The sequence below is a fragment of the Actinosynnema sp. NPDC049800 genome (assembly GCF_040656635.1).
GTDB lineage: Bacteria > Actinomycetota > Actinomycetes > Mycobacteriales > Pseudonocardiaceae > Actinosynnema.
This window is the reverse complement of record NZ_JBFAMT010000028.1, coordinates 39,731-65,689: the sequence shown is the minus strand read 5'-3', so window position 1 is coordinate 65,689 and position 25,959 is coordinate 39,731. Positions and strand designations below refer to the sequence as shown.

Below are 25,959 nucleotides of genomic sequence, written 5' to 3'. Positions count from 1 at the left end.
TCCTCACCGAGCAGCGCGCGCCCGCGGCGGCCCGGCACGCACGTCAGGCCATGGCTCCGAGGCCGGCGCCCACCGGGAACACCAGGCCTTGGTCCCGGAGCCACGTCTCCAGCCGTTGCGCGAAGTACGCGTGCCCGTCTTCGAGAGGATGACCACCGGGGCCGAACTCGAACCCACCCGACGTCGACCCGCCGAACGACGTGCCGCCCCTGCCGAGCGCGTCCCCGTAGACCGACGTGGGATCGAGCTGACGGGACAGCTCGACGGCTTCGCCCGGCAGCTTCGACGGCAGGAGGTCCCACGCGAAGGTGTACCTGGCCACCGCCCCGCGCGAGCGGAGGTAGGAGTCCAGCAGGACCCAGTCGGTCAGCAGGGTGATCGTGCCGCCCTCCCGGGTCCACATGGACCGGAAGTGCTCGTCGGCGGCGCCGTCGTCGTCCGCCAGGTTCCACGGCCCCAGGCGGTACCAGTCGGTCTCGTGCGGCAGGTCCGGGCGATCCACCCGATCGCGCCGGTGGTACTCGCCCCGGTTGACGCCGGTCCACATGCACACCACCAGGGTCTCCCCGACCGGCACGCCGAACTCGCGGCACACCCGGTCGAGGTTGCCGACCGTGGTCCGGACCGTCCGGCGGTTCGAACCACCGCCGCAGGCCAGGTTCGCGACCGGGACGCCCAGGCGGGCGGCGAGCACCGCCGGCCACGCGCCCGTCCCACGATCGCGCAGCTCCTGACCGGCGGTGAAGCTGCACCCGTTCGCCACCAGCAACCTGATCACGGTGTCACCCCACCCGGATCAGTCGTGGGCGCGGTGGGCGAGGACGTGCTCGGGGAAGGTCAGCCCCTGGTCCCTGAGCCACGTTTCGAGCAGGGTCGCGTAGTACGCGTGGCCGGCCTCCAAGGGGTGCCTGCCGGGGCCGAACTCGAACTTCTTCCGCGTCACGCCGTTGATCGAGTTGCCCTTGCTGCCGATCTCGTTGCCGTAGACCGACGTCGGCTCCAGCTGACGGGACAGCTCGACGGCCTCGCCCGGCAGCTTCGACGGCAGGACGTTCCACGCGAAGGTGTACCGGGGCACCGCGCCGCGCAAGCGGAGGTACGAGTCCAGCAGGACCCAGTCGGTCAGCAGGTTGATGGTGCCGCCCTCCTCGCTCAACATGGACCGGAAGTGGGCGTTGGACGCGCCGTCGTCCTCCTCGAAGTTCCACGGACCCAGGCGCTTCCAGTCCGTCTCGTACGGCAGGTCCGGGTGGCCCACCCGGTCACGCCGGCGCCGGGCGTGGTACTCGCTCCGGTAGACGCACGTCCACATGCACATCACCAGCGTCTCCTCGACCGGCACGCCGAACTCGCGGCACACCCGGTCGAGGTTGCCGACCGTGGTCCGGACGATCCGGCGGTTCGAGCTCCCGTCACCGGCCAGGTTCGCGACCGGGATGCCCAGGCGGGCGGCGAGCACGGCGGGCCACGCGCTCGTGCCGGGATCACGCAGTTCCTGGCCGCGCGTGCAGCTGCAGCCGTTGGCCACGAGGAGTCCGATCATGACGGTCACAGCACCTTGATCCCCTCGCGCCGGCCGAACGCCGACGCGTGCTCCCAGGAGTTCACCAGCGGTTCGCCCCGCGAGTTCAGGCTCGTGTTGAGCAACATCGGGCAGCCGGTCTCCAGCTCCCACTCGTGCAGCACGCGGTACAGCAGCGGGTGCTGGTCGCGGGTCACCGTCTGCACGCGGCTGGTGCCGTCGGCGTGCACGATCGCCGGGAACCTCCCCGGTTCCCGGCACCGGGCCGTGAACTGCATGTAGGGCGTCGCCGGGATCGGCATCTCGAAGAACTCCGCCGCTCGTTCCTCCCGGATCACCGGCGCGAACGGGCGGAACTTCTCCCGCCCCTTCACCTCGTTGACACGGTCCTTCATCCGCTGGGTCCGGGGGTCGGCCAGGATCGACCGGTTGCCCAGCGCGCGGGGGCCGAACTCGGCGCGCCCGTTCGCCACCGCGAGGACCCCGTCCGCCTTGAGCTCCTCGACGACCTCGTGGGGGTCGAGCGTCCGCCGGATCTCGGTGCCCAGGTAGGGCCCGGGCCACGTCACCGGTTGCCGGGTGGTGGCCGCGACGGCGCCCAGGCTGGACCCGGCGTCGCCGGGGTTGGGGAAGATCCACACGCGGTCGAAGTCGCCGGTCGCGCAGATCCTGGAGTTGGCGACGCAGTTCAGCGCCACGCCGCCCATCAGCACCAGGTTGCGGCTGCCGGTCTCGCGGCGCGCCCACCGCGCCGCGCCCAGCAGCACCTCCTCGGTGACGGCCTGGACGCTGGCCGCGAGGTCCTCGGGCCGCGCGCCGGGCAGCCAGTCGCCGATGCCGCGGTGCACGTTGGCGCGCAACCGGAAACCCGGTTCGTCGACCGCGATCCACTCGGCCCGCAGCCGGTCGGCGTGCCGGGGCGAGCCGAAGGCGGCCATGCCCATGGTGATGTACTCGTCCTCGTTCGGGCGGAAGCCGCAGCGCCGGGTGAAGGCGCTGTAGAGCAGCCCGAGGCTGTGCGGGTAGCGACGGCGGAACAGCACGTCCAACCCGTCGCGCGCGGTGTACTTCGAGATGGTGAACGTGTCGAACTCGCCGATCGCGTCGGCGACGATGACCGCCGCGTCACCGAACCCGCTGGTGGCGACGCCGGCCATCGCGTGGGACTCGTGGTGGTGGGCGAACGAGATCTCCGGGAGCGGGAACGGCAGGCCCAGCGACCTCAGGTAGCGGCGCGGCGCGTCCTCCTTGGTCAGGGCGTCCTTCCACTGGCCGGCCGCCGCGTGCCGCAACTTCTTGAGGTACGGCCGCTCGTACCAGGAGATGGCCTGCGGCCTGCCGTGCGACAGCGCCTCGGCGACGAGGTCGGCGTGCAGGAGTGGGTCGTTCTTGACGCGCGAATAGCGTTCCGAGTGCCCGGCGAACAGGACTTCGCCGTCGTCCACCACGGCCAGCGACGCGTCGTGCGACAGCGCGGAGATGCCCCAGACCAGCACGGCGGCCCCTCACTTGTAGAGGTGCGGGTCGTTCTTCCTCGCGCGTCTCATGCGCATCCGCCAGGCGACCGCTCCGATTGCCCGCGACACGCGCCCCGCCAACCACCCGATTGCCCGCACTGATCCACTCCTCGCGACCGCGACCAGGCGCCGACGTGGCCGATCAGGGCAATGCCACCCGATCACACGCGGCGTGATATTCGACCCCGTTCACGATTCACCGCCCATCCTGCGAAAGCCACTCGAGCCCACCTCTCGACACGCACTTCAACCAAAAGTGTGCGTTACGCGGAACGCAAGGTGACCGGAACCGGTTCAGGCGTTCCACCAGGAGAACCGCGCACCCGACCAAGGGCACACGTGTGAGGGACGCGGCCGTTGCGGGCTCCTGACCAGCCCAGTCGGCGCGATCCGGCACCTTCGGCGACGAACGTCCCGTCGCGACCAAGAGGTCCACTCCATCGTGCAATCCGACGAAGCAGAGCCGCTGGTAACCTCCGGAATCAGGCCCTCCCTGGTCGACTCGGTCCATCACGGCCGGACACCCGACCGGCATTCATCAGTGAAGGGACGACGCCACCGTGACCATCGACCGAATGGACCTGGCCGCCAAACTCTACCAACCGAGAATCTTTCCCACGGCTTTGGCAGTGGCCCGCGGCAGGCGCTCGCACAACCCGGTCGTGGTGGACCTCGATCCGACCACGTTCTGCGATTTGGCGTGCCCGGAATGCATCAGCGGGAAACTGCTCAACCAAGGCCGCTTCACCGCGGAGAGGTTGGTGGCCCTCGCCGGCGAACTGGTCGAGTTGGGCGTCGCGGCGGTGATCCTGATCGGCGGCGGCGAGCCGCTGGCCCACCGGGGCACCCGGGCGGTCATCCGCGCGCTGGGCGGGGCGGGCGTGGCGGTCGGCGTGGTCACCAACGGCACGATGATCGACCAGAACCTGGACGTGCTGGCCGAGCACGCCTCCTGGGTGCGGGTCTCGGTGGACGCCGCGACCAGCGGGACCTACCGGTCCTTCCGACCCGACCGGCGCGGCGGGAGCGCGTTCGACCGGGTGATCGGCAACATGCGCCGCCTCGCCGAGGTCAAGACCGGCGCGCTGGGCTACTCGTTCCTCGTGGTGGTGCGCCGGGAGGCCGACGGCACCGCGGTCTCCAACCACGGGGAGGTGCTGGCCGGCGCGGAGTTGGCGCACGACATCGGCTGCGACTACTTCGAGGTCAAGGCCATGTTCGACGAGCGGCACCACGTGGTCGGCGTCCCGGAGGAGGTGCTGGCCTCCGTGGAGGCCCAGATCGACCGGGCGAGGCGCCTGGAGAGCGACCGGTTCCAGGTCGTCAACTCCTCCACCTTGGACTCGTTGAGGAAGCACGAGGGGCCCGTCCAGCCGAAGGACTACCGGCGCTGCGGCGTGGCCGAGCTGCGGACCCTCGTCACGCCGTCGGGCGTGTACACGTGCCCCTACCACCGGGGGAACGAGGCCGCCAGGCTCGGGGACGCGGTGACCGACAGCCTCGTCGACATCTGGCGCGACTCCGACCGGGGCATCGTCGACCCCAGCCGGGACTGCGGTTTCCACTGCGCCCGGCACCGCTCCAACCTCGAACTCGCCGAGCTGGCGGCCGGCCGGGGTCGGGCCGTGCGCGACACCGACTACGACCTGTTCATCTGACGGCGGCCCGCCCGTCCGGCCGGAAGGATCAGCGCGAATGTCCACACTGGAGCGTTCCGCCGCGGACGGGCGGGTGCGCGCCGAGGCGCCGAGGGCGACGCGGGTCAACTCGTGGAACGGGTGGGACCCGCTGCGCCACGTCATCCTCGGCCGGGCCACCGGGACGGTGGTGCAGGCGCCCGAGCCCGCGGTGCGCCGCGACTTCCCCGAGGACGGCTTCCCGCTGGGCACGTGGGGCCCGATGCCCGAGGAGATGACGGCGGCGGCGAACGAGCAGCTCGACTCGTTCGCGGACCTGCTGACGTCGCGGGGCATCCGGGTGGACCGGCCCACCCCGCTGGACTTCACCCGGCCGGTGAGCACGCCGGACTGGGAGCAGGAGTCCATGTTCGGCTGCATGCCGCCGCGCGACGTGCTGCTCACCGTCGGCCACGAGGTCCTCGAAGCCACGATGTGCTACCGGAGCAGGTGGTTCGAGTACCTGTGCTACCGCCCCGTGCTCCAGTCGCTGTTCGAGAGCGACCCGGACATGCGGTGGGAGGCGGCGCCGAAGCCGCGGCTGACCGACGAGTCGTACGTGCCCGGGTTCTGGGACACCTACAACACCCTGGGCGTCGCCGAGCAGCTGGAGAGGGTCGCCGCGCACGACCTGGTGCTGACCGAGAAGGAGCCGCTGTTCGACGCCGCCGACGTCGCCCGCTTCGGCAAGGACCTGTTCGTGCAGCTGTCGCTGGTCACCAACCGGCAGGGCCACGAGTGGCTCAGGCGCCACTTCCCCGAGCACCGGGTGCACGCCATCACGTTCACCAACACCCACCCGCTGCACATCGACGCCACGTGGGTGCCGCTGCGCCCCGGCCTGGTGCTGCACAACGGTGAGCGCCCCGCCGAGCCGGAGCTGGTCAAGTACTTCGAGGTCAACGACTGGGAGGTGGTGGAGGCCGTCGCGCCGGTGAGCTGGCGGCACCGGATGAGGCTGTCGTTCTGCACCCCCTGGCTCGCGGTGAACATCCTGAACCTCGACCCGGGCACCTTGTGCGTCGAGGCCGAGGAGGTCCGGCTGGCCGATCAGCTCGTGGGGCTCGGCTTCGAGGTCGTGCCGGTGCCGTTCCGGGCGGTCGCGCCGTTCGGCGGCGGGTTGCACTGCGCCACGGTCGACGTGGAGCGCGACGGTGTGCTGGAGGACTACTTCCCCCGCCGCGCCGGACGGTTCTGACGAGGTGGCACGTGGTTCGCGGTGTCCTCTTCGACTTCCACGGCACGCTGGCGCGGTCGGTCGCGTGGGGCGTGCCGCACCGCGAAGTGCTCGAACGCCACGGGTTGCCCGAGGCCGGGCTCCGGTGGGACGACGGCTGGTCGGTGTGGCCGGCCGACGGCGAGGCGCACGAGGCGCACTCGCGCGACCGCGACTCCTACCGGGCCTGGGAGGTGGACCGGCTGCGGCGACGTGCCCGTGCCTGCGGCGTCCCGGCGGAGCGGGTGGAGGCGGTGGTCGCGGACCTGGACCGGGAGACCCGGGCGCTCAGGGTGCGGCGCTACGACGACGTCCTCGAAGCGCTGGCGCGGCTGAGCCGGCTGGGCGTGGTCTGCGCGGTCTGCTCCAACTGGTACTGGGAGCTCGACGAGGCGATCGAGCAGGCGGGGCTGGCCGGGGTGTTCGCCGCGGCGGTGAGCTCGGCGCGCGCCGGGTGGCGCAAGCCCGATCCCCGCATCTACCGGCGGACGTTGCGCGAGTGCGGTCTCCGGCCGGCCGAGGCGTTGTTCGTCGGCGACATGTGGGGACCGGACGTCCTGGGACCGCGCGCGGTGGGGATGCGCGCGGTGCACCTGTGGCGGCCGGAGCGCGCCGCGCGGCGGGAGGTGCCGCCGCCGCTGCCACCGGGCGTGTGGCGGGTCTCCGGTCTGTCCGAAGTGGTCGAGCTGGTCGAGGGGTTCACGTGCTGAGGCGGTCCAGGACGTTGCGGGTCACCCGGTCGACACCGGCGTCGAGGCCACGTCCCACGATCACCGGCCAGTCCGTGGTGGCGGCGGTGAAGACGGTGCCGTTGCGCGTGTGGACACCCATGGTCGCCGCACGGGGACCGGTCGTGGCCTCCCTCGGGACGCAGTTCCAGTGACCGGGCTTCGGGTGGTGGAAGTCGTCGTGCACGGGTTCGAGCACGGCGATGCCCAGGATGAGGAAGGACTCCGGCGTGCCGTCCGCGCCGGTCGGCCGCGCCACGCCGTGCTCGTCGAGGGTGTACGCGGCCCCGTCGCACTCGTAGCCGATCAGCGGCAGGCCCGCGCCGAGCCGGTCGGCGACGCCGCCGTCGGAGCCGTCGCGCAGCCCCGTGCCCTCGTACACCCAGTGGTCGGCGTGCTGCACCAGGAAGCCGGTGCGCGGCCGGTCGCCGGGCCAGTCACCCGGCCACATGCCGCCGTTGCGGAAGCTGACGCCGGTCAGGGCGTTCTCCGGCGCGCCGACGCCGTCGGGCGCGGGCGTCCACCACTGGTCGGTCGCCGGCAGGTGCGGGTGGACGCCGTCGACCTCGTGGTCGGTGTCGCAGACGAGCGCCGTGCCGCCGTCCGCCACGTGCACGCGCCACCAGCAGGTGTTCGCGCTGAAGTACGCCACGTTGCCGCCCGCGTCGACGAACGCCTCGACGTGCTCGCGCATCCGGGCGCTCCAGTACTCGTCGTGCCCGACGCTGAGCAGCAGCCGGTACGGCGAGAGCAGGCCGGGGTCCTCGTGCAGGTCGAGGTCCGTGCAGAACTCCACCCGGTAGCCCGCGCGTTCGAGCCACGCGATGAACGGGGCGTCCCAGTACGCCAGGTCGTCGACGCCACCGGGCCGGTGCGCGCTGACCTTGTGCCCACCGGGCACGTCGCCGTTCGCGGGGACGTACACCGGGTTGTCGTACAGGCTGCTCGCCCGGTCGATCCCCGGCCCGTCCGAGCGGTTGTAGGCGTGGCGGGTGAAGCCGGCCTTCTTGTAGAGGATCGGCGCGGATCCCGGCACGCGCGGGCGGAGCACGAAGTACTCCCGGCCGAAGCCGCCGTGGTGCGCGTCGTCGTGGTGCTGTTCCCCGGTCGGGCGACCGTCGTCGTCGGTGATCGGCGCGGTGTCGGTGGCCGACTCCACGAAGAAGGCGACGTACACGCCCGGCCGCCACCCCGGCGGCACCGGGACCCGGTGGCCGGGCCAACCCCAGTCGACCGAGGGACAAGCGTGCTCGGGCACCCCATCGGGGTGCGGTGGCGGGGCCGCGAACACCCCGCGCAGCCATTCCGTGCTGCCGGCGTACTCGTTTTCCGCGCCGATCCGGTAGAAGTCCACCCGGAAGAAGGCCGCATCGGTTGAAACGTGCACGCCGAGCTCATCCCCGACGACGACGCTCTCCCGCTCGAAATAGCCCTCGATCACGTCGCCCCCGTTCGGAAGGAGTGCCCGATGCAGCGGGATCGTACCCCCGAACTGATGATCGGCATCGAAGGACTGGCCCTGCTGCGCACCGCCGTGGACCACGACGACGACTTCGTCGCGGCGAGGGTGGCGGAACTGAAGAAGCTCGTCGACTCCATCCCCGACGACGAATCCGCCGGCAAACGGCTCACCGAACTGGACGTGGCGAACGGGTACGCGTTCACGGCGCACACCTACGACGCCGATCCCCACTTCCTCCTCTCGGCGGAAGAGCCCGCCGTGCGGCGACTGCTGGCCGACGTGCCACCCGGACGCGCCCTGGACGCCGCCTGCGGCACCGGCAGGCACACCGCGACCCTGGTCCGCCTCGGGCACGACGTCATCGGGATCGACCAGTCACCGCAGATGCTGGACCTGGCCGCGGCCAAGGTGGCGCGGGCCCGGTTCGAGCTCGGCGACCTGGAGCACCTGCCGCTGCCCGACGCCTCGGTCGACCTCGTGGTCTGCGGCCTGGCGCTGAGCCACCTGCCGGACATCACCGGCGCGATCGGCGAGTTCCGCCGGGTGCTGCGCCCGGGTGGTCGCCTGGTCGTCAGCGACCTGCACCCGGTCATGGTGCTGCTGCACGGGCAGTACGTGTGCGGGCACCGCTCGGGCGACCTGGTCTTCATGCGCAACCACCCGCGCCTGGTCAGCGACTACCTCACGGCGTTCGCGACCCACGGCCTCACCCTCCGGTCCTGCCAGGAGCCGCTGTTCGGCGGGCCGTTGCCGCCCGGTGGTTACGAGGAGCGGATCGCCGACGCCGCCAACGCCGCCTGGCACGGCGTGCCGGTCGCGATCGTGTGGGAGGTGGGAGCGGCGTGACCCCGCTGGTGAGCTGCCTGATGGTGACCAAGGACCGGCCGGCGCTGGCCGACCGCGCGATCAGGTGCTTCGCCGACCAGCGGTACACCGCGCGCGAGCTGGTCGTCGTCACCCAGGGCACGGCGGCGTATCGGGACCGGTTGCTGGCGTCGGTTCGCGCGCACGGGGTGGAACGAGTCGTGGTCGTCGAGGCCGATCCCGACGCGCGCCTGGGCGCGCTGCGCAACCTCTCCCTGGACGCGGCCTCGGGCGAACTGGTGTGCGTGTGGGACGACGACGATTGCAGCCACCCCGACCGGCTGGCGGTCCAGGTGGACGAGCTGATCAGGGACGGCGCCCACACGTCGTTCCTCAGCGATCACCTCCAGCTGTTCCAGCAGGACGGGGACCTGCACTGGATCGACTGGACCCGGCCCACGCCGCCCGCCGCGTACCCGTTGCTGCCCACCACGATGCTGATGACCCGCGACGCGCGGTTCCGCTACCCGGAGTCGGGTCGCAACGCGCACCTCGGCGAGGACTGGGCGTTGATGACCGAGCTGCACGAGAAGGTGCGCGTGCAGCACCTCGGCGGCCGGGGACACCTCTACCTGTACACCTACCACGGCCGGAACTGCTACCCCGTCGCGCACTACGCCAAGCTGCGCATCCGGTCGCGGTCCAACGTGGAGGTCGCGTCGCGGGAGTCCGACATCCGCGCGGCCATCGCCTACTACGCCGTCCCGTCCCCCGTGCTGGTGCACGGCAGCGACGGCCCGGTGTTCTCGATCTGAGCGGAGGAGGAGCCGATGCCGCCGACGGTGGTCGACCACGACGGCAGGCCCGACCTGTGGCACCGCATCCCGGCGCTGTTCGACGGGGTCTGGCCGGAGTACAACGTCCACGGTGAGGTGATGGCCGGGTACTGGGAGCGGCTGCACTCGGTCTTCGGCCGGTTCCAGCTCGCCCTCGTCGACCCGGACACCGACGACGTGTCGGCCACCGCGCGCGGCATCCCGCTGGTGTGGGACGGCACCGCGGCGGGCCTCGGCCCGGGGATCGACGCGGCGGTCCAGGCCGGTTTCGCCGCCCACGACGCCGGGGTCGCCACGAACGCCCTCTGCGCGCTCGGGATCGAGGTCGCGCCCCGCCACCGGGGGAAGGGCCTGTCGACGGTGGCGCTGCGGGCGCTGTGCAGCGCCGCGCGACGAGCCGGGCTCGCCCACGTGGTCGTCCCGCTCAGGCCGACCCTCAAGGAGCTCTACCCGCTCGTGCCGATCGAGCGCTACGCCTCGTGGACGGCCTCGGACGGCACGCCGTTCGACCCGTGGATCCGCACGCACGTCCGCCGCGGCGGCGTGCTGTCCGCGCCCGCGCCCCGCTCGTCGCTGATCACGGGCACGGTGGCCGAGTGGGAGGCCTGGACCGGGATCGCCTTCCCCGACAGCGGCGACTACGTGTTCCCCCACGGGCTCGCGCTGCTGCACGTCGACCGGCGGCAGGACCAGGGCGTCTACTGGGAGCCGAACGTCTGGGTCGTGCACGACGTGGCGGCCGGCCGATGAGCGCCGGGCCGCGTCTCGTCGCCGCACGCGGCCGGCCGCCGCGCGAGGTCGTGCTGACCGGATCGGTGATCACCCATCCCGCTCGCGGTGACGCGGCGGCTCGGGTCGCCGCCCAGGCCCCGCCGGGGTTGCTCACCGTCGTCACCGACCCGGACCCGACCGGCCCCCCGACGGCCCTGCGCACCACGCTCGCCGCGTGGGAGTCCGTCCCTGCCTCCTCGACGCACCACCTCGTCGTGCAGGACGACATGCTCCTGGCCGGAGGTGCGATCGAGCGGCTGGTGCACGCCATCGGCGTCGCGCCGGAGGCCGCCCTGGCCCTGTACTCGATGTGGGACTCCCGCAACGGGGCCGCGGTGCGGCTGGGCGCGTTGACCGGGGCGGGGTGGGTGAGCGCGGTCAACGAGTACACCCCCACCGGGGCCCTCGTCCTGCCCCGAGCGGTGGCCGCGGGTTTCGCCGACGACCTGCGCCGGCGGCCCTCGACCTGGCCGGACGACATCCTGATGAGCAGGTACCTGCGCCGCGAGGGCGTGCGGTGCCTCATCGCCGTGCCGACCCTGGCGCAGCACGAGGACGTGCCGAGCATCGCGGGCAACGCGTTCCGCGGGCTCCGGCGCTCACCGTGCTACCTGCCCGTCGTCCGCCCCGGACCGCGGCGCGTCGACGTCGACGTGCCGGGCGCGGTGCCGTTCTTCAAGAACGGCGTCGCCCAGTGCGTCGTCCACACCGAGTCGGGTCGGTGGCTGCACCTGGAGACCGCGGACCACCTGGTCGGCCTCGGTGTCCCGGAACACCACCTCCGGCCGGCCGCGGACGTGGAACTGGACGACGTCGACCCCGCGGTGGTGCGCGGCACGTGGCTCACCGCGTTCGCACTCGGGATGCTGACCGCCGGCAGGTGCGGTGACGCCGATCCGGACGTGGCGCGGGAGGCGTTGCGCACCATCGCCCCGGGAGGGACGAGCCAGGAGCCCGGTGGTGAGCTGTCCGTGGAGGCGTGCGACCGGTTGGCCCTGCTCGCGGAACTCGCCCTGCGCACCGGTCGCGAGACCGCGCCGCGTCCACGCCGGAGCTCCGGCGGGATCACCTTGGTGGCGTCCGGGGGTGCGTTGGCCGAGCACGTCGAGCGCACGCTGACCGACCTGGGGCACGTGGTGACCGCGGTGGGAGGGCGCGCTCCGCGTCGCGGCGACGTCGTGCTCGACCTGACGACCGACGGCTGCCCGCTGCTGCGGCACGGCTCACGCGCGCCACTGCGCATCGGCCCGGTCGACCTCTACGGTCCCGGCTGTGGACCGGACTCGACCGTCGGGGCGCTCGTGTGGGCGGCGCTGCGGTCCGAGCCGATCCGGATCGCCGCCGGCTCACCCGCCGTCGTGCGACCGCTGCACGTGCGGGAACTGGTCGAACAGGTGCACGCCATCGCGTGCGGGACCGCCGAGGGGTTCCCCGCGCCGCCCGGGTACCCGATCGAGGTGCTGGCCGGGATCGTCGCGCGGGCCGTGCGACCGGTGCCCGTCCACGACACCAGGACCACGCGTCCGCCCGCGTCCGTCGAACGGGACCCGGACGTGGGCCTCCGGTGGCGCCTGCACCACTTCGCGCAGTGGCTCGCCTACGAGTTCGACGGCGCCGAGCCGGTGACGATCACCCGCACGTCCGGGTGATCGTCGCGGTAGGCCTCGCGCAGCGCGCCCGCGAGGGACTCGGCGTCCCCGGTCGGGCACACCCCGACCAACGCGCCACCGCCACCCGCGCCGCTGACCTTCAGGGGCAGGCCGGTGGTCCGCCGGGCGGTGGCGCGCAGGCGTTCCAGCAGCGGGGTCGACATGCCCTGCACGTCCCGCATCGCGCGGTGGGCGGCGGTCATGGCCGTGCCCAACGCCGCCAGGTCACGTCCGCGGATCGCCTCCCACGCCAAGGCGGACGCCGCGTCCGCCCGGTGCGCGTACTCCGCGAGCGCGGGGTCGCCGGCGTGGTGCTGGGCCCGGACCGACCTGATGTGGTCGGGCGTCGACTTCGGCGTCCGCGAATCGACCACGACGACGGCCCACCGCGGCGGGAAGTCCGCGTGGTCGAGGACTTCGGGCAGCCCGGCGGCCCGGCCCGCGGACAGCGTCGCGCCGCCCAGGGCGATGGCCACCTGGTCCATGCCACCGCCGTGGCAGAAGGCGAACTCGTACTCGTACGCCCACCGGACCAGGGTGCCGCGCGGGATCGACCGCGCCGAGGGCACGGCCGTGGCGAAGGCCTGGAACAGGGCGAGGATCAGCGCGCTGGACGAGGACAGGCCGCTGGCGGAAGGGGCCTCGCTCGACACGGCCACCGGCGGCGGCCGGCGCGGGAGCCCGCCGACGTGCCGACCGAGGAAGGACCAGACGCCGGTGGTCCACTCCTCCGGGGCCCGCCCGCCCGTCGACGCGGCCGGGTCCACCTCGACGGTGGTGCGCAGGTCGAGCGCGACGCACACGGACCGGCCACCCACCCAGTCGAGGTCCTCGCCGGACAGGCACGCGCGCACGGGGCACGACGCGGTGATCGTTCGCAGGTCTGCCACCCGGTTCTCCTCCTCCGTCGGGACGACCACCGCCCGGACCGCTACGGGCACCACACCCGCTGCTCCGCGCTGCCGACCAGCCTGCCGAGCCGCCACGCGAACCGGCACACCCAGCGCCCGCGCTCGGGCGTGGCGAGGGCCGGGGCGCGCCGGACGAGCCGGAACCAGTCCGCCAGCGCCCTGGCCGTCCCGCCCGCGCGCATCCCGTGCGCGCGGAAGTCCTTGAGCAGCTTCGCGTCGGCTCGCCCGTAGGCCACCTGCTGCCTGGCGAGCGACCACAGCCGGTCGCGCATCCGGTAGCGCATCACCGCGTCCGGCGCGAAGGCCACGGAGCAGCCCATCAGCTGGGCCCGCACGCTGAACTCCACGTCGTCCCCGCCGCCACCGGTGTAGCTCTCGTCGAACCCGCCCAAGGCCCGGAACACCTCGGTCCGCACACCCAGGTTCGCGCCCACCGCGTAGGGCAGGAAGCTCATGACGACCGGCAGCCGGTCGGTGGGGTGGGGCGAGCGGGACGTGCGGACGCGCTCGCTGTTCAGCGCGGTGGTGTCGAGGTACCCGCCGACCACGTCCGCCCTCGACGCGGCCCGCGCCAGGGCGGCGAGCCACCCGGTGGTCGCCGCGTCGTCCGCGTCGCAGTACGCCAGCAGCTCGCCGTGCGCGGCCCGAGCGCCCGCGTTGCGCGCGCCGTTGATCCCGGGCGGCTCGTGGCGCACCACCCGCAGGTCCGGCAGCCGGTGCGCCCACCGGGCCACGACGTCGGCCGTCCCGTCCGTGGACCCGTTGTCCACGACCACCACTTCCCACGGCCCCTCGTGGTCCTGTTCGGACAGGGCGGCCAGCTGGCCCGCCACGACGGCCGCCGCGTTGCGCGCGGGCACGATCACGCTGACGGGAGGTGCGAGAGCGGATCTCGACGCCATGGAGCACCACCGCTCTCGGAGAGTGGGTGGACCGGAATTGCCGACGGCACCGGAAAAGTACTGCGGCGCCGGTCGACGCGGCAAGGCGATGCCCCGGGAATGGCCCGGAAGTGCCCTCGAACGGGATCGACGGCCGCGACGGTAGGTAATCGCGGCCGAGCGGTGCACGGCACGTCACCGCGCGACCGACACGATGGTGGCTTTCTTTTACCTCCTGACGGGGAATTGAGCGGCGTCGATGGCAGAACCCATACTGGCACCACCACACGAGAGAAATGTCGCCCATTCCATTCCGGCGCGACCGCGGGACCCAGGTGGAGGGCGAGGAAATGACCGAGGTCGTGCAGCGGACGGCGGACTACGAGTTCGAGCTGCCGCCGGCGCTGGTCGCGCAGGAACCGCCCGAGGCCCGGGGCGGCGACCGCACCGACGCCCGCCTGGCCGTGCTGCACCGCGAGAGCGGGCAGGTGGAGCACCGCCACTTCTCGGACCGCGAGTACCTGCGGGCCGGGGACGTCCTGGTGCTCAACAACGCGCGCGTGGTCCCGTCGTTGCTCGAAGGGGTCGACGCGGACGGCGAGCCGGTGGCGGTGAGCCTGCACTCCCCCGTCGAGGACGGCACGTGGCACTGCCTCGTCGCGCCCACCGCGGCGTGCGCGCCGGGAGCCGAGTTCCGCCTGGGCGGCGACGGCGACATCACGGTCCGGCTCCTGCACGAGGCCGACGCCGGCGTGTGGCGGGCGGCGGTCGACCCGCCCGATGCCGAGTCGTTGCAGCGGGCGGCCGAGATGATCTGCCCCGGCTACCTCGACCGCGCGCCGCTGGACCCGGAGCAGTACCAGACGGTCTACGCCTCCCGGCCCGGCGCGGTGCTGCTCCCCTCGGCGGGCCGCCACTTCACCGCGGACATGCTCGACGGCCTGCGCGCCGCCGGCGTGGCGGTGGCGGAGGTGACCCTCTACCTGGCGGCCCGGAGCCGGTACTTCGTGCGGATGATGGTGCGCCGCAAGGCGGTGCGCGACGGCCTGCCGGTGCGCGAGGACCTCGACGACCCGCCCACCGGGTTCGACCTGCCCCGGGCGGAGCGCTACGAGGTGTCGGTCGACACCGCCGACCTGGTCAACCGGTGCCGACGTGACGGCGGGCGGGTCGTCGTCTGCGGCACGTCGGCGATGCGCACCCTGGAGACGGTCGCCGACAGCCGGGGGCGGCTGTGGCCCCAGACCGGGTTCACCCAGCTCACGATCATGCCGGGGCACGTGTTCCGGGCCTGTGACGCGTTCATGACCAACCTGCACCGGCCGAGGAGCTCCGAACTGCTGCTCACCGCGGCGTTCGCCGGTCGGGAGACCCTGCTGACGGCCTACCGGGACGACATCATCGCCAACGGCTACCTGTTCCACGAGTTCGGCGACTCCATGCTGATCGTCTGACCGCCGAGGGGGAACGCGACCGTGATCGTCGACGACGTCGCCCGCGATCGGACACCGGACGGCTGGCGGCTGTCGGCGGCGGTGGACTCGGCCCTGACGCCGGACGGCGAACGCCTGCACTTCACGGTGCACGGCGCCGAGCCGGAGTGGCTGCCGCCGGTGGGCGACGCCTTCCTCGCCGCGCTGATGATGCCCGCGATGGCGCTGAAGGAGGACGTGCGCGTCCACGCCCCGGTCTCACGCCGCCTGTTCCGGTCGGCGTCCACCATCACCGACATCTACACCGCGTGGTGGCCGCACCTGCACCCGGTCGACCTGCGTGCGCCCGTCGCCACGCATGGGGCCGGCGACGCGGTCGGGCTGTTCTTCACCGCCGGGGTGGACTCGTTCTACAGCCTGCTCAAGGACGTCGCCCGGTCCGCGGCACCGGACTGGGAGCCGGTGACCCACCTGCTGTTCGCCAACTTCGAGCGGAAGACGGGCGCCTGGCACGAACGCCTGCTGGCGAGGCTGCGGCACGTGGCGGCGCGCACGGGCAAGCAGCTGCTCGTGATCGACACCAACGTCCGGTCGCTGTGCGAGCCCACCGCGTTCTGGCCGGAGTACCACGGCGCGGCGCTGGCCTCGGTCGCGTTGAGCCTGCAGGGCCTGCTGGGACGCTGCCTGATCGCCTCCAGCGACCAGTACCGGCACCTGCCGCCCCTGGGCTCGCACCCCCTGCTGGACCACCTGTTCTCCACCGAGGGACTGGAGATCGTCCACGACGGCGCCGAGGCGACCCGCGCCGAGAAGGTCATCCGGTTGGCGGGCGAGGGCGACCTGGCCCTGGACAACCTCTGCGTCTGCTGGAAGAGCGAGCCCGGCCACAACTGCGGGCACTGCCAGAAGTGCGTGGGCACGATGGTCGCGCTCGAACTCGCGGGCGCGTCCGGGCGGTGCGCGACCCTGCCGACGGCGTTGGACCTGGAGCTGGTCGGCGCGGTGCCGATGCCCGACGAGCCCGGCCGCGTCACGATGCGCTCGCTGGTGCGGGACGCCGAGAACCGGGGACGGCAGGACATCGCCGACGCGCTGCGGGACGGGTTGCGTCGCGCGGGTGATCCCCCGCAGGTGGGCAGTTGACCGCGCAGACCGTCCGGCCGGTTCCCGAACGGCGTCGAGCGGAGCTGCGGAGCGAGATCACGCGGGTCCTCTCGACGCTGCTCGCGCCCGGCACGCGGTGCGCGCTGGTGGACTTCCCCTTGCACGCCAACGTCGGCGACAGCGCCATCTGGACGGGCGAGCGCACGCTGTTGCGCGAGCTGGGCGTGTCGGTGGCCTACACCTGCCACGAGCGGTCGTTCCGGCCGGAGGACCTGCTGACCGCCGTGCCCGAGGGCGTGATCCTGCTGCACGGCGGCGGCAACCTCGGCGACCTGTGGCCCGAGCGCCAGCGCTTCCGGGAGCACGTCGTCCGGTCCTTCCCCCGGCACCGGATCGTGCAACTGCCCCAGTCGATCTGCTTCCGCGACGACGGGAACCTCCGCCGGGCGCGGGAAGTCCTCGACGCCCACCCCGACCTCACCCTGCTGGTGCGCGACCGGCACAGCCTCCGGTCGGCCCGCACCCACTTCGCCGCGCCCAGCCTGCTGTGCCCCGACCCGGCCTTCGCGCTGGCCGCGCCCGCCACGACGGGCCACCGGGCGCACGACGTGGTGTGGCTGGCCCGGACCGATCACGAGGCCACCGGACTCCCCTTGCCCGCGCCACGCGGCAGGGCGCTGCACACCGACTGGACGGACGAGCTCGGCGCGGTCCCGGACTGGCGGCTGCGGCGGGAGGCCGCCGGACGACGACTGCGAGCCGCCGTGCACAGGCGTTTCCACCCGGGTGCGGCGGCGGCCGTGACCGCCGCCCACGACGAGCTCGCGGCGCTCCAGCTGGCCCGGGGGTTCGCCCTGCTGGCCAGCGGCGACGTCGTGATCACCGACCGCCTGCACGGGCACCTGCTGAGCCTGGTGCTCGACCGGCCCCACGTGCTGCTGGCCGATCGCCACGGCAAGCTGGAGAACAGCTGGCGCACCTGGACCAGCGGCTGGCCCGGCGTGCGCTGGGCCGGCAGCCCGGCCGAAGCCGTCGAGCAGGCACGCGCCCTCGCCCCGACCGACCGGGAACGACCTCCGTGATCCGGCCGGACGACCGGTCGCCATCCGGGCGCGCCGTGCCCGAGCCGCGCCGGGAATCCCACGCCCGCCGGAATTCCCTGGTCGACCGCTGTCGCCAGGGTGATACTCGTCGACCATGACGAGCGACGACCTCGCCGGACGAGCACCGGTCAACCACGCGTTGCGGCGGGTCCTGGACCGGGTCGGCGGGCCGGAACTCGTGGACCTGCTGGCGGAGGAGCTCTCCGGCGCGGACCTGACCACGCTGCTGCTGGAGGTGTTCCGGCGGCGAGCGGACCGGCTCACGCCGGCCGAGGTGATGCGGCGGTACCGCGGCGATCGGTTCGTGGCGCCCGCGGCGACCGACTTCGCCGCGCTGCGCCGGGCCGAGGACGCCTTGCTGTCCGCGCTGCCCGACGACTTCGAGGTCCTGGTGCTCGCCCCCGTCGTGCCGCTGGCGGCGCACTCGGCGGTCGCGACCGTCGACCCGCGCAAGGTGATCGCCACCGTCCGGGGCAGCGAGGTCGCCGCCGACCCCACGAACGCGTTGGCGCTGGAGGCGTCCGCGCGCCGCTCCCGGGCGCTGGCCGCCGATCCCCGGTCGTCCGTGCCCGTCAGGCTGGCGGCCACCCAGCGGGTGACCCGCGCCCAGCACTTCGACGGACCCGGGATGCTGGCGCACTTCCAGCTCTTCGGCCTGGTGACCGCCGGCCGCGACACCGGCAACCACGCGTTCGAACACCGGCACCTGACCGAGCACCTGCGGTTCGCCGCCCGGGCGACGGCCGAGGCGGGCGGGCGGCACACCGAGATCCGGCTCACCCGCCTGGACGACGCGACCGGCCCGGTGGTCGACCGGGTGCGCGAGGACCTGGCCGACCTGCCGGGCGTCGACGTGCTCGACGATCCCGACCGGACGACCGGGCGCGGCTACTACACCGGCGTGTGCTTCAAGGTCGGCACGACCATCGCCGGCCGACGGCTGGAGGTCGCCGACGGGGGCTTCGTCGACTGGAGCCGACTCCTCACCGGCAACCGCAAGGAACGCCTGATCATCAGCGGGCTCGGTGTCGACCGACTCGCCGAAACCCGGGACCGGTAGCGCGACCTCCGTCAGCGGTGCGCGGTCCGACGTGCTCCGCCGCCACCCGGGCTCCGGCGGGTCGATCGCCTCACGGCCGCTGGTCGTCGACCCAGCCGCGCTCGACCGCCCACTCGCCCGTGAGGTCCTCGGCGGCGGGCAGCGTGAGGAGCGAGACGGCGGACAGGACGACGACGAACCCGGCCGAAACGGCCCACGCGCGAGGACGGGTTCCCGGCCGGCGGTCCTCCGCCCTCAACGCCCACGACGCCACGGCGAGCACCAGGAACATCAACGGCGGCGCCCACGACTCCGGGCCGTCGCCCAGTGCCAGGTGCGACACCACGCCGCCGCCCCACAGGAAGCAGACTCCGGCGTACGCCCATTCCTTGAGCAGCCGGAACCCGGGCGCCGCGATCGCCACCGCCGCACCGAACTGGCAGACGCCGAGGACCTGGGCGAAGTAGTCCGGGTACCCGAGGTGGGCCAACTGCGCGTCGATCCAGTCGATCGTCAGCAGGTTCCACGCCGACCCGGCGATCAGCTCGAAGACGATGACGAAGGTGGCGAGCCGGAAGGCGATGGGACGCAGCCGGTTCCGGCCGGTCGGTGCGGCGGCGGCGGTGGTGGTCGCGTGCGGTCGGCTTTCGGTCATGTGGGTTCGCATCAGGGTTTCCTGTCGGTTCGGGTCGGCTGCCGCTACCGGCTGATCCGGCGGGGCACCGTCAGCGTGAGGAGCTTGTCGGGGTTGCGGACGACGTAGACGTTGGTGATCACCTCGTCGGTGATCTCGATCAGGAACACGCCCTCCAGCCGGTCGCCCCGGTGGACGACCAGCGCGGGCGCGTTGTTGCAGGTGGCCCTCTCGATCCGCAGGCCCGGTGTCGCCCGGCCCTTGTGGAAGAGGCTCACCAGGTGCGCGGCCACCGCCTCCGCGCCGACCACCGGCCGGCGTGCCGCGCGCGTCTTGCCGCCGCCGTCGGCGGTGAAGGTGGCGTCCTCCGCGAGCACGGCGAGCAGCCCGCGCACGTCACCCGTGCCGGCCGCGGCCATGAACTGCTCCGTGATCCGGGCGGTGGTCGCGGTGTCGGCGGGTTCGAAGCGCCTGCGCCGCGCCTGCACGTGCTTGCGGGCGCGGTGCGCCGCCTGGCGCACGGTCGCCGCGGGCTTGCCCACCGCGGCGGCGATGTCGTTGTGGGAGAAGCCGAACACCTCGCGCAGCACGAACACCACGCGTTCGTCGGGCGCGAGGGTTTCGAGCACCACGAGCATCGCCATGGACACGGACTCGGCGAGCACGACGTCGGCCGACGCGTCGTGCTCGTCGAGCAGCACGGGCTCGGGCAGCCACGGGCCGACGTAGTCCTCACGCCGCCGTGCGCTCGCCCGCAACGCGTTGAGCGCCTGCCGGGTCACCAGCCGCGCCAGGTACGACTTGGTGTCCCGCACCGCCGCCAGGTCCACCTCGGCCCACCGCAGGTAGCTGTCCTGCAGCACGTCGTCGGACTCGGTCGCCGAGCCGAGCACCTCGTAGGCGATGGTGAACAGCAGTGGCCGCAACAGGGTGAACCGCTCGGCGTGCTCGTCGGTGGTCATGGCGACGTGACTCCCGCGTCGTTCGACGTGCTGTGCTCGGGCATGCCTCCCAAGACACCGCGGACCCGTCCGAACGTGACACCACGGGACGTGACGCGCCGCACATCCACCCGCACCACCGTTCTCGGGCGCGTCGAGCGTCGACGCCCATCGCGGAACAGCGCACGCGTCGACGGTGTGGAGCCGGGGCGGTGGGGTGATCGTGTCACAATCGACCGGTTTCCGGCGGGCGTGAGCAGGGGGTTTGGACGTGACGGACCGGGTGGGGATCGCGGAGGCCATCGACGGGTTGCGGGAGGAGCTGGGCCTGGCCCAGGACGCCGGAGCCGGCCACCAGTTCCGCTTCGAGGTGACCGAGGTCGAGGTCGAGCTCCTCGTCGAGGTGCGCAAGGAGGGCAAGGCCGGCGCGAAGGTGCAGTTCGGCGTGGTCTCGGCGAACGCGGAGGGCAAGGCGGCCAGCGCCCACACCCACCGGGTCAAGCTCCGGCTCACCGCCACCGACGCGGCCACCGGTCGCAACCTCGAGGTCTCCCGGGATGTCGAGCGTCCGTGGACTAGCTGATGGACCAGCGCAGGCTCGCCGACGTCCGCGCGGGGACGGAGGCGGCGGCACGCGGCGCCGGCTCGGGTTACCTGATCGGCAGGCGGCTGGTGCTGACCGCCGGGCACGTCGTCGGCACGCGTGACGGCGCCTGGCCGCGCGTCGTGGTCCGGCTCGGTCACCCGAACCGGGAACGACGGCGGCACGACGCCCGGCTGGTGTGGAGCCACCCCGCGCTGGACGTGGCGCTGCTGGAGCTGGACCCGCCGGCCGACGGGGAGCTCGGCGACGCCGTGCGGTGGGGCGTCGTCGACGGCATCGAGCAGGTCCGCTACTCGGGCATCGGGTTCCCCGGGTTCGCCGACTACGGCGAGGCGGGCGCCGGGGTCGAGCAGCTGGCCGGCGTGGTCAACCCGCTGTCGACGGGGCCGCACGGCGCCTACGTCCTCGACCAGGACGCGGCGCCGCAGCCCGGGCGGCGGGCCTGGGCCGGTGTGTCCGGCGCCGCCGTCTTCTGCGCCGGTCTGCTGGTGGGCGTGGTCGTGCTGGACGACGTCGACTTCGGCAACCGGCGGCTGCACGCGGCGCGCCTGGACACCGTGCTGCGCGATCCCGAATTCCGCCGCCTCGTCGAAGCCGACGGCGGCACGAACCCGGTCGCCGAGTCGGTCTCCGCGCCGCCACCGTCCACCGGTGGACGCCGCACCGCGCCGGCGGCGTTCCGGTACGAGCTGAGCGCGGCGATCGTCGAGTACACGTCCACCGTCGTGGGACGGGACGGCCAGGTGCGTCGGCTGATGGCGTTCAGCGGGGCGCGGGAAGGCGGTTACGCCCTCGTCGAAGCGCCGGCCGGGTTCGGCAAGACGACGCTGGTCGCGGATCTGTGGCGGCGGCACGCCGGCGACGCGTGGGACGGTCCGACGCCCGATCTGGTCGGGTTCTCGCTGCGCCGCGACCTCGGTGACCACACGCCGGCCGCGTTCGTCGCCGGGCTCACCGGTCAGCTGGCGGCGCTGCTGAACCGGTCGGACGACGGCGCGGGCGGGTTCGACGAGTTGTGGCGGGAGGCCGCGGCGAACGCCGGGCCGGGGCGGCCGCTGCTGCTCGTCGTCGACGGCCTGGACGAGGCCGCGCCGGACCGCCCGGGTGTCGCGGAGCTGCTGCCGGCGCACGTGCCCGACTTCACGCACGTGATCGTGACCTCCCGGCCGAGTCCGCGGGCCCGTTCGCTGGTGCCGCCGCACCACCCGCTGCACCGCGCGCACCTCGTGGCGCTGCCACCGCTGTCGGTGGCCGAGATCGCCGAGCTGCTGCACGTCTTCGGCGCCGCCGAGCCCGCGTCGTCCGCGGCGGCCGTGCACGAGGTGACCAGGGGTGAACCGCTGCTGGCCAGGTTCACCGCCCAGGACGTGGCGCGGGACGGTGACGCGGCCCTGGCCGCCTACCGGCGCGAGCGGCCCGCGGACGTGGCCGGGTACTTCCGCTGGCAGCTCGACCTGCTGGAAGTCGACGCCGACGACGACACGACCTGGGAGGCGCTCGCCCTGCTGCTCGCGGCGGCCCGCGGCCTGACCGAGGTCGAGCTCGCCGAGGCCCTCGGCGTGCCCGCCCACCGGATCCGGCGGGCGCTCGCGCCGGTGCGCCGGTTCCTGATCGGTTCGCCGCGGCACGAGCTGATGCACGAGGAGTTCGCCGTGGTGCTGGCCACCCGGTTGACGGCGGCGCAGCGGCGGACGGCCGACCGGCGCCTGCTCGACTGGTGCCGCGGGTACGCCGACGCGGGGTGGCCCGACGACACGCCCGACTACGCGCTGACCGCCGTCCTCGGCCACGTCGACCGGGCGAACGACTTCGAGCTGGCCGCGCGGCTGGTCGGCAGGCGGCGGCTGGAGCTGGTGGTGGCCAGGACGCTGTCACCGCGGGGCGTGCGGGCGGAGGTGGGCGCGGTCCTGGACATCCTGATGCGGAGGTCGCCGCCGGACGTCGTGGCCGAGATCCGCACCGCCCTGACCGCCGTGAACATCAAGGGCATCGCCGACGACGTCCCCGGATCGCTGCTGGCGGCCCTCGTCGCCGCGGGCGAGACGGCGAGGGCCGAGGCGCATGCCGCGTTGGCCGAACGGCCGATCGACCGTTGCCGGGCGTTCCAGTCGATCGCGGTCGCGCTGTGGCAGGCGGGCGAGCACGAGCGGTGCCGCCAAGCGGTCGCCGCCGCGGTCGGCGCGGCACGTGCGTCGGGCGAGCAGCACCAGTCGTCGTGCCTGGAGGACTTGGCGCTGGCGCTGTTCACGGCGGGCGCGGTCGAGGACGGTTGCGAGGTGATCAGGGCCTGGGCGCGCGGACGGCCGGTCGCCCTGGCGTTCAAGCGGATCGCGCCCGCCCTGGTGCGCCACGGCGCCGCGCAGTTGGGCCTCACGATCGCGCGGGGCTTCGCCGACGGCGCGGACGTCGCGACGGCCCACGCGCTGCTGGCCCTGGCGCTGGCCGAGGCCGGGCGGGTCGACCAGGCGTTGGCGGTCGCCGACGGGATCGACGACGGGATCACCGGTTGGCGCGTCGACGGCCTGCCGCACTCCGTGGCGAGACTGGCGATCGTCGTCGCCGACCGGGGGCGGGTGGACGCCGCGCGCCGGCTCGTCGACAAGGCGGGCCTGCTGCTCGCCGGCCGTCGGCACCCGTCGGACGTGGACCGGGTCGGCGTCGCGGCCGCGCGGGTCCGGGTGGGCGAACCGGAGCACGGCGTGGGCGTCCTCGCCCGGCTCAGCCGGATCAGCGAGAGCGGCTGGCGCACCCGGGAGTGGCCGGAGATCACGTGGTGGTTCGACCTCGACTGGGACGAGTTCTCCGGGTGGGCCGTCGCGACGCCGCGACGTGATGCCGCCGTCGTCCTCGCCCACCAGGCGGTCCTCGCCGGGGTCGACGTGGCGCTGCTCGACCTGGCCGCGGCCGGCGAGTCGGCCGAGGTGGTCCGGGCCGCGGTCGCGATCGCGCACGTGCACGAGGGCGCGGTCGACCGGGCGCGGGACCTGCTCGCCGGCCTCACCTCCGACCAGGGGAAGGTCCAGGTGCTGCTGACGATCGCGAGCGCGCTGGCCGCGAGCTCCCCGGTGGACGCCCGCGAGGCCGCCCTCACCGCGCTCGGCCGCTTGGAGGACGCGCGCGGCGACGTCGCGGTGATCCTGGCCAGGGCCGGCTTCGGGGCGGAGGCGGTCGAGGTCGCCGAGGGGATGCCGGCGCGCTCGATCGCGCGCGGTTCGACGTTCGCCCGTCTCGCGGACGTCCTCGGGCTGGTCGACGGCCCGCCGACCGCCGAGATGGCCGCGGACCTGCTCGACCGGCCGACGTTGGACTCCGACGTGGCCCTCGCGGCGGACGCCGACGAGGTGCTGGACGTGCTGCGCCGGCGCGTGGCGTCGTCGCCGTACCCGCTCGTCCGGCGCGCGATCGACGCGCGCGACGAGAACGGGCTGCGGCGGGTCCTGCCGGAGTTCGACAAGCTGCCGGGTCGCCGGGCCGCGGCGCTGGCCCACGTGGTGCGGGGCCAGTTGGCCGAGGGGCGCGCGGAACTCGCGCGCACGGCCGCGCTGCACTCCCTGTCCGTTCTGCCGGCGCAAGGCGTGGCGCGCGATCGCCGCGTCTTCTTCGACGCCGCCGTGCGCGCCCTGGCCAGGTCCGGGCGACTCGACGCCGCACTGGCCGTAGGCGAGCGGCTCGCCCACCCGGATGCCCGCGTCCCCGCCATCGTCGGGTTGCTCGAAGGCGGTGACGTGGACGCGGCGCTCGACCTGCTCGGCGACGACGCGGGAACCGTGGGCGAGCGCGTGGCCGACCTGCTCGCCTACGACGGTTCGACCGAACTGGCCGTGACCCTGCCGACCGCGCTGCGCCGCCGCGCGGAGCGGAACGACCACAGGAACTCACCGGCTCTCGAAGCGCTCGTCGACGCCCCTGACGGCACGGACCCCCATGCGATCCCGGGGTACGAAGACCTTCGCCGGGGTGCGATGCTCGACGCGGTCGTCACGCGGCTGGCGCGTGCGGGCCGCTTCGAGACCGCGCTGGCCGTCATCCGCGATCCGCGGCCCTACCAGCCGCAGTACGGCGACATGGGTGACGGCGTGCCGAGCGACGAGACGCTGGCGATCGTGCTGACGACGCTGGCCACCCACGCGCACCGCGTGCCGGCCAGGAGGCAGTGGGCCCGGGAGCTCGCGGACACGGCGCACCGCACGGCGTCGGCGATCGGCGCACCGTCCACAACGGACCGACGCCTGACCGCGATCGGCCAGTCGGACGCCAACAAGGCCAGGGCGCTCGCGGCCGTCACCGCCTATCCGGGTCGGTCGGACGACGCGGCGCTCGCCGTGCTGCGCGAGGCGCTGCGCCTGTCCCTCGACTGGAACAGGTACGTGTTCTTCTCGGTGCTGACGGCGGCGATCCCGTTCCTCGAACGGCTCGGCGACGGTGTGCTCGAACGGACCGCGCACAGCGTGCTGGACGTCGACTCGTGGTGGACTGCCTGAGGGCGTGTTCGTCCTGGTGCGCTCCGCGCGGACTCGCGGTCAAGCGCTCGGGATCCGGCTCAAGGCGGTTTCCGCGAGCGGCCGCGCGGCCGCGCACGGGTCGGTGGTCGGGTCGGTGACGTGCAGCATCACCTTGAGCACCACTGTGTCGGTCGGGGCGTCCGGACGGCGGATCCCGACCTTGAGGGTGCAGGAGCCGTCTCCCACCAGCCTGCGGGTCGGGTAGCCGCCGACGAGGCCTTGCTCATCGCCGAGCCACACGCCCGACAAGGCGGAGGTGAGCACCAGCGTCTCGGTGGGGGTTCCGCGGTCGTCCACCGCGTCGCCGAGCTGCCACAGGCACAACGTGCCGGGCAGGGGCCTGCCGGTCTTCGCGGAGGGCGCGCCCGTGGCGGCCGTGACCTCCTGCGCGGTGAGCAACGCGCAGAGGTCGGCGTCCGCGGCGATCCGCTTCGGCCGGTCGGTGGCCAGCTCGTCGGGGCGGACCGTCTCCGCCTGCTCGGTGACCGACACCCACGCGGGCCGGTCCGGGGAGGACGGCGGCGTGGCGGACGACCCGGGCGGTGGCGTCGTGCAGGCCGACACCCACAGCAGCGGCAGGAGGAGCAGGGCGGCCGACCGGCCGGCGGAGAGTGGCACGACGCGGA

General features: G+C 73.6%; 22 protein-coding genes. 13 read left to right on the top strand and 9 right to left on the bottom strand.

Annotated features, from left to right (window positions below; translation table 11 throughout):
• Positions 1 to 43: 43 nt before the first annotated feature.
• The 3 genes from AB0I91_RS27340 to AB0I91_RS27330 are packed head-to-tail and all read right to left on the bottom strand — an operon-like array spanning position 44 to position 3,018.
• Positions 44 to 778 (bottom strand): DUF6071 family protein, encoded by a 735-nt coding sequence (locus tag AB0I91_RS27340; protein WP_499639462.1) that lies wholly within the window; start codon positions 776 to 778, stop codon positions 44 to 46.
• Positions 779 to 796: 18 nt separating this feature from the next.
• On the bottom strand, positions 797 to 1,543 hold the full coding sequence (locus AB0I91_RS27335; protein WP_499639460.1) for a DUF6071 family protein: 747 nt from the start codon (positions 1,541 to 1,543) through the stop codon (positions 797 to 799).
• Positions 1,544 to 1,548: 5 nt separating this feature from the next.
• Positions 1,549 to 3,018: a carbamoyltransferase family protein gene (locus tag AB0I91_RS27330; RefSeq protein ID WP_499639458.1), complete on the bottom strand. Its 1,470-nt coding sequence runs from the start codon at positions 3,016 to 3,018 to the stop codon at positions 1,549 to 1,551.
• Between the two features lie 650 nt (positions 3,019 to 3,668).
• Here AB0I91_RS27330 and AB0I91_RS27325 point away from each other — a divergent pair.
• Genes AB0I91_RS27325 through AB0I91_RS27315 form a run of 3 tightly spaced genes read left to right on the top strand, consistent with a single transcriptional unit; the run spans position 3,669 to position 6,641 of the window.
• Entirely contained in the window at positions 3,669 to 4,697 is a 1,029-nt protein-coding gene (locus AB0I91_RS27325; RefSeq protein ID WP_498775344.1) for a radical SAM protein, read from the top strand.
• Positions 4,698 to 4,734: 37 nt separating this feature from the next.
• Positions 4,735 to 5,913: a glycine amidinotransferase gene (locus AB0I91_RS27320; protein ID WP_498775347.1), complete on the top strand. Its 1,179-nt coding sequence runs from the start codon at positions 4,735 to 4,737 to the stop codon at positions 5,911 to 5,913.
• Between the two features lie 11 nt (positions 5,914 to 5,924).
• A complete protein-coding gene (locus tag AB0I91_RS27315; RefSeq protein WP_498775349.1) occupies positions 5,925 to 6,641 on the top strand; it encodes an HAD family hydrolase in 717 nt (238 codons plus the stop codon).
• Here the strand turns inward: AB0I91_RS27315 and AB0I91_RS27310 are convergent.
• Entirely contained in the window at positions 6,631 to 8,100 is a 1,470-nt protein-coding gene (locus AB0I91_RS27310) for a N,N-dimethylformamidase beta subunit family domain-containing protein (RefSeq protein ID WP_499639456.1), read from the bottom strand. The genes AB0I91_RS27315 and AB0I91_RS27310 overlap by 11 nt on opposite strands.
• A 27-nt stretch (positions 8,101 to 8,127) precedes the next feature.
• Between AB0I91_RS27310 and AB0I91_RS27305 the strand changes: the two genes are divergently transcribed.
• From AB0I91_RS27305 to AB0I91_RS27290, 4 genes are read left to right on the top strand one after another with little or no spacing between them, the layout of a single operon-like run.
• A complete protein-coding gene (locus tag AB0I91_RS27305) occupies positions 8,128 to 8,967 on the top strand; it encodes a class I SAM-dependent methyltransferase (RefSeq protein WP_499639454.1) in 840 nt (279 codons plus the stop codon).
• Positions 8,964 to 9,740, top strand: a complete 777-nt coding sequence (locus AB0I91_RS27300) for a glycosyltransferase family 2 protein (RefSeq protein ID WP_499639452.1) — start codon at positions 8,964 to 8,966, stop codon at positions 9,738 to 9,740. Before AB0I91_RS27305 ends, AB0I91_RS27300 begins: the two co-directional genes overlap by 4 nt.
• A 15-nt stretch (positions 9,741 to 9,755) precedes the next feature.
• Positions 9,756 to 10,511, top strand: a complete 756-nt coding sequence (locus AB0I91_RS27295; protein WP_499639450.1) for a GNAT family N-acetyltransferase — start codon at positions 9,756 to 9,758, stop codon at positions 10,509 to 10,511.
• Complete coding sequence (locus AB0I91_RS27290; protein WP_499639448.1) at positions 10,508 to 12,181, top strand: hypothetical protein; 1,674 nt, start codon at positions 10,508 to 10,510, stop codon at positions 12,179 to 12,181. The genes AB0I91_RS27295 and AB0I91_RS27290 overlap by 4 nt, the downstream gene beginning before the upstream one ends.
• Here the strand turns inward: AB0I91_RS27290 and AB0I91_RS27285 are convergent.
• Positions 12,130 to 13,071 carry a GHMP family kinase ATP-binding protein gene (locus AB0I91_RS27285; protein WP_499612497.1) on the bottom strand — a complete coding sequence of 314 codons (942 nt, stop codon included), beginning with the start codon at positions 13,069 to 13,071 and terminating at the stop codon, positions 12,130 to 12,132. The genes AB0I91_RS27290 and AB0I91_RS27285 overlap by 52 nt on opposite strands.
• A 41-nt stretch (positions 13,072 to 13,112) precedes the next feature.
• Complete coding sequence (locus AB0I91_RS27280) at positions 13,113 to 13,994, bottom strand: glycosyltransferase family 2 protein (RefSeq protein ID WP_499639446.1); 882 nt, start codon at positions 13,992 to 13,994, stop codon at positions 13,113 to 13,115.
• Between the two features lie 329 nt (positions 13,995 to 14,323).
• Between AB0I91_RS27280 and AB0I91_RS27275 the strand changes: the two genes are divergently transcribed.
• From AB0I91_RS27275 to AB0I91_RS27260, 4 genes are all read left to right on the top strand, one after another.
• Positions 14,324 to 15,427 (top strand): S-adenosylmethionine:tRNA ribosyltransferase-isomerase, encoded by a 1,104-nt coding sequence (locus tag AB0I91_RS27275; protein ID WP_499639444.1) that lies wholly within the window; start codon positions 14,324 to 14,326, stop codon positions 15,425 to 15,427.
• A 21-nt stretch (positions 15,428 to 15,448) separates the two neighbouring features.
• On the top strand, positions 15,449 to 16,549 hold the full coding sequence (locus AB0I91_RS27270; RefSeq protein ID WP_498775368.1) for a hypothetical protein: 1,101 nt from the start codon (positions 15,449 to 15,451) through the stop codon (positions 16,547 to 16,549).
• Positions 16,546 to 17,592 carry a polysaccharide pyruvyl transferase family protein gene (locus AB0I91_RS27265; RefSeq protein WP_499639442.1) on the top strand — a complete coding sequence of 349 codons (1,047 nt, stop codon included), beginning with the start codon at positions 16,546 to 16,548 and terminating at the stop codon, positions 17,590 to 17,592. Before AB0I91_RS27270 ends, AB0I91_RS27265 begins: the two co-directional genes overlap by 4 nt.
• 115 nt (positions 17,593 to 17,707) lie before the next feature.
• Positions 17,708 to 18,673, top strand: coding sequence for a hypothetical protein (locus AB0I91_RS27260; protein WP_499612490.1), 966 nt, complete (start codon positions 17,708 to 17,710; stop codon positions 18,671 to 18,673).
• Positions 18,674 to 18,743: 70 nt separating this feature from the next.
• Here AB0I91_RS27260 and AB0I91_RS27255 read toward each other — a convergent pair whose 3' ends face one another.
• Positions 18,744 to 19,307: a DoxX family protein gene (locus AB0I91_RS27255; RefSeq protein WP_498775374.1), complete on the bottom strand. Its 564-nt coding sequence runs from the start codon at positions 19,305 to 19,307 to the stop codon at positions 18,744 to 18,746.
• A gap of 44 nt (positions 19,308 to 19,351) precedes the next feature.
• A complete protein-coding gene (gene sigJ, locus AB0I91_RS27250; RefSeq protein ID WP_499639440.1) occupies positions 19,352 to 20,248 on the bottom strand; it encodes an RNA polymerase sigma factor SigJ in 897 nt (298 codons plus the stop codon).
• A 250-nt stretch (positions 20,249 to 20,498) separates the two neighbouring features.
• On the opposite strand from sigJ, the gene AB0I91_RS27245 reads away from it, so the two are divergent.
• Positions 20,499 to 20,810, top strand: coding sequence for a trypco2 family protein (locus AB0I91_RS27245; RefSeq protein WP_498775378.1), 312 nt, complete (start codon positions 20,499 to 20,501; stop codon positions 20,808 to 20,810).
• A complete protein-coding gene (locus AB0I91_RS27240) occupies positions 20,810 to 25,312 on the top strand; it encodes a trypsin-like peptidase domain-containing protein (RefSeq protein ID WP_499639438.1) in 4,503 nt (1,500 codons plus the stop codon). Before AB0I91_RS27245 ends, AB0I91_RS27240 begins: the two co-directional genes overlap by 1 nt.
• 39 nt (positions 25,313 to 25,351) lie before the next feature.
• Here AB0I91_RS27240 and AB0I91_RS27235 read toward each other — a convergent pair whose 3' ends face one another.
• Positions 25,352 to 25,951, bottom strand: coding sequence for a DUF3558 family protein (locus AB0I91_RS27235; protein WP_499639436.1), 600 nt, complete (start codon positions 25,949 to 25,951; stop codon positions 25,352 to 25,354).
• Positions 25,952 to 25,959 lie beyond the last annotated feature (8 nt).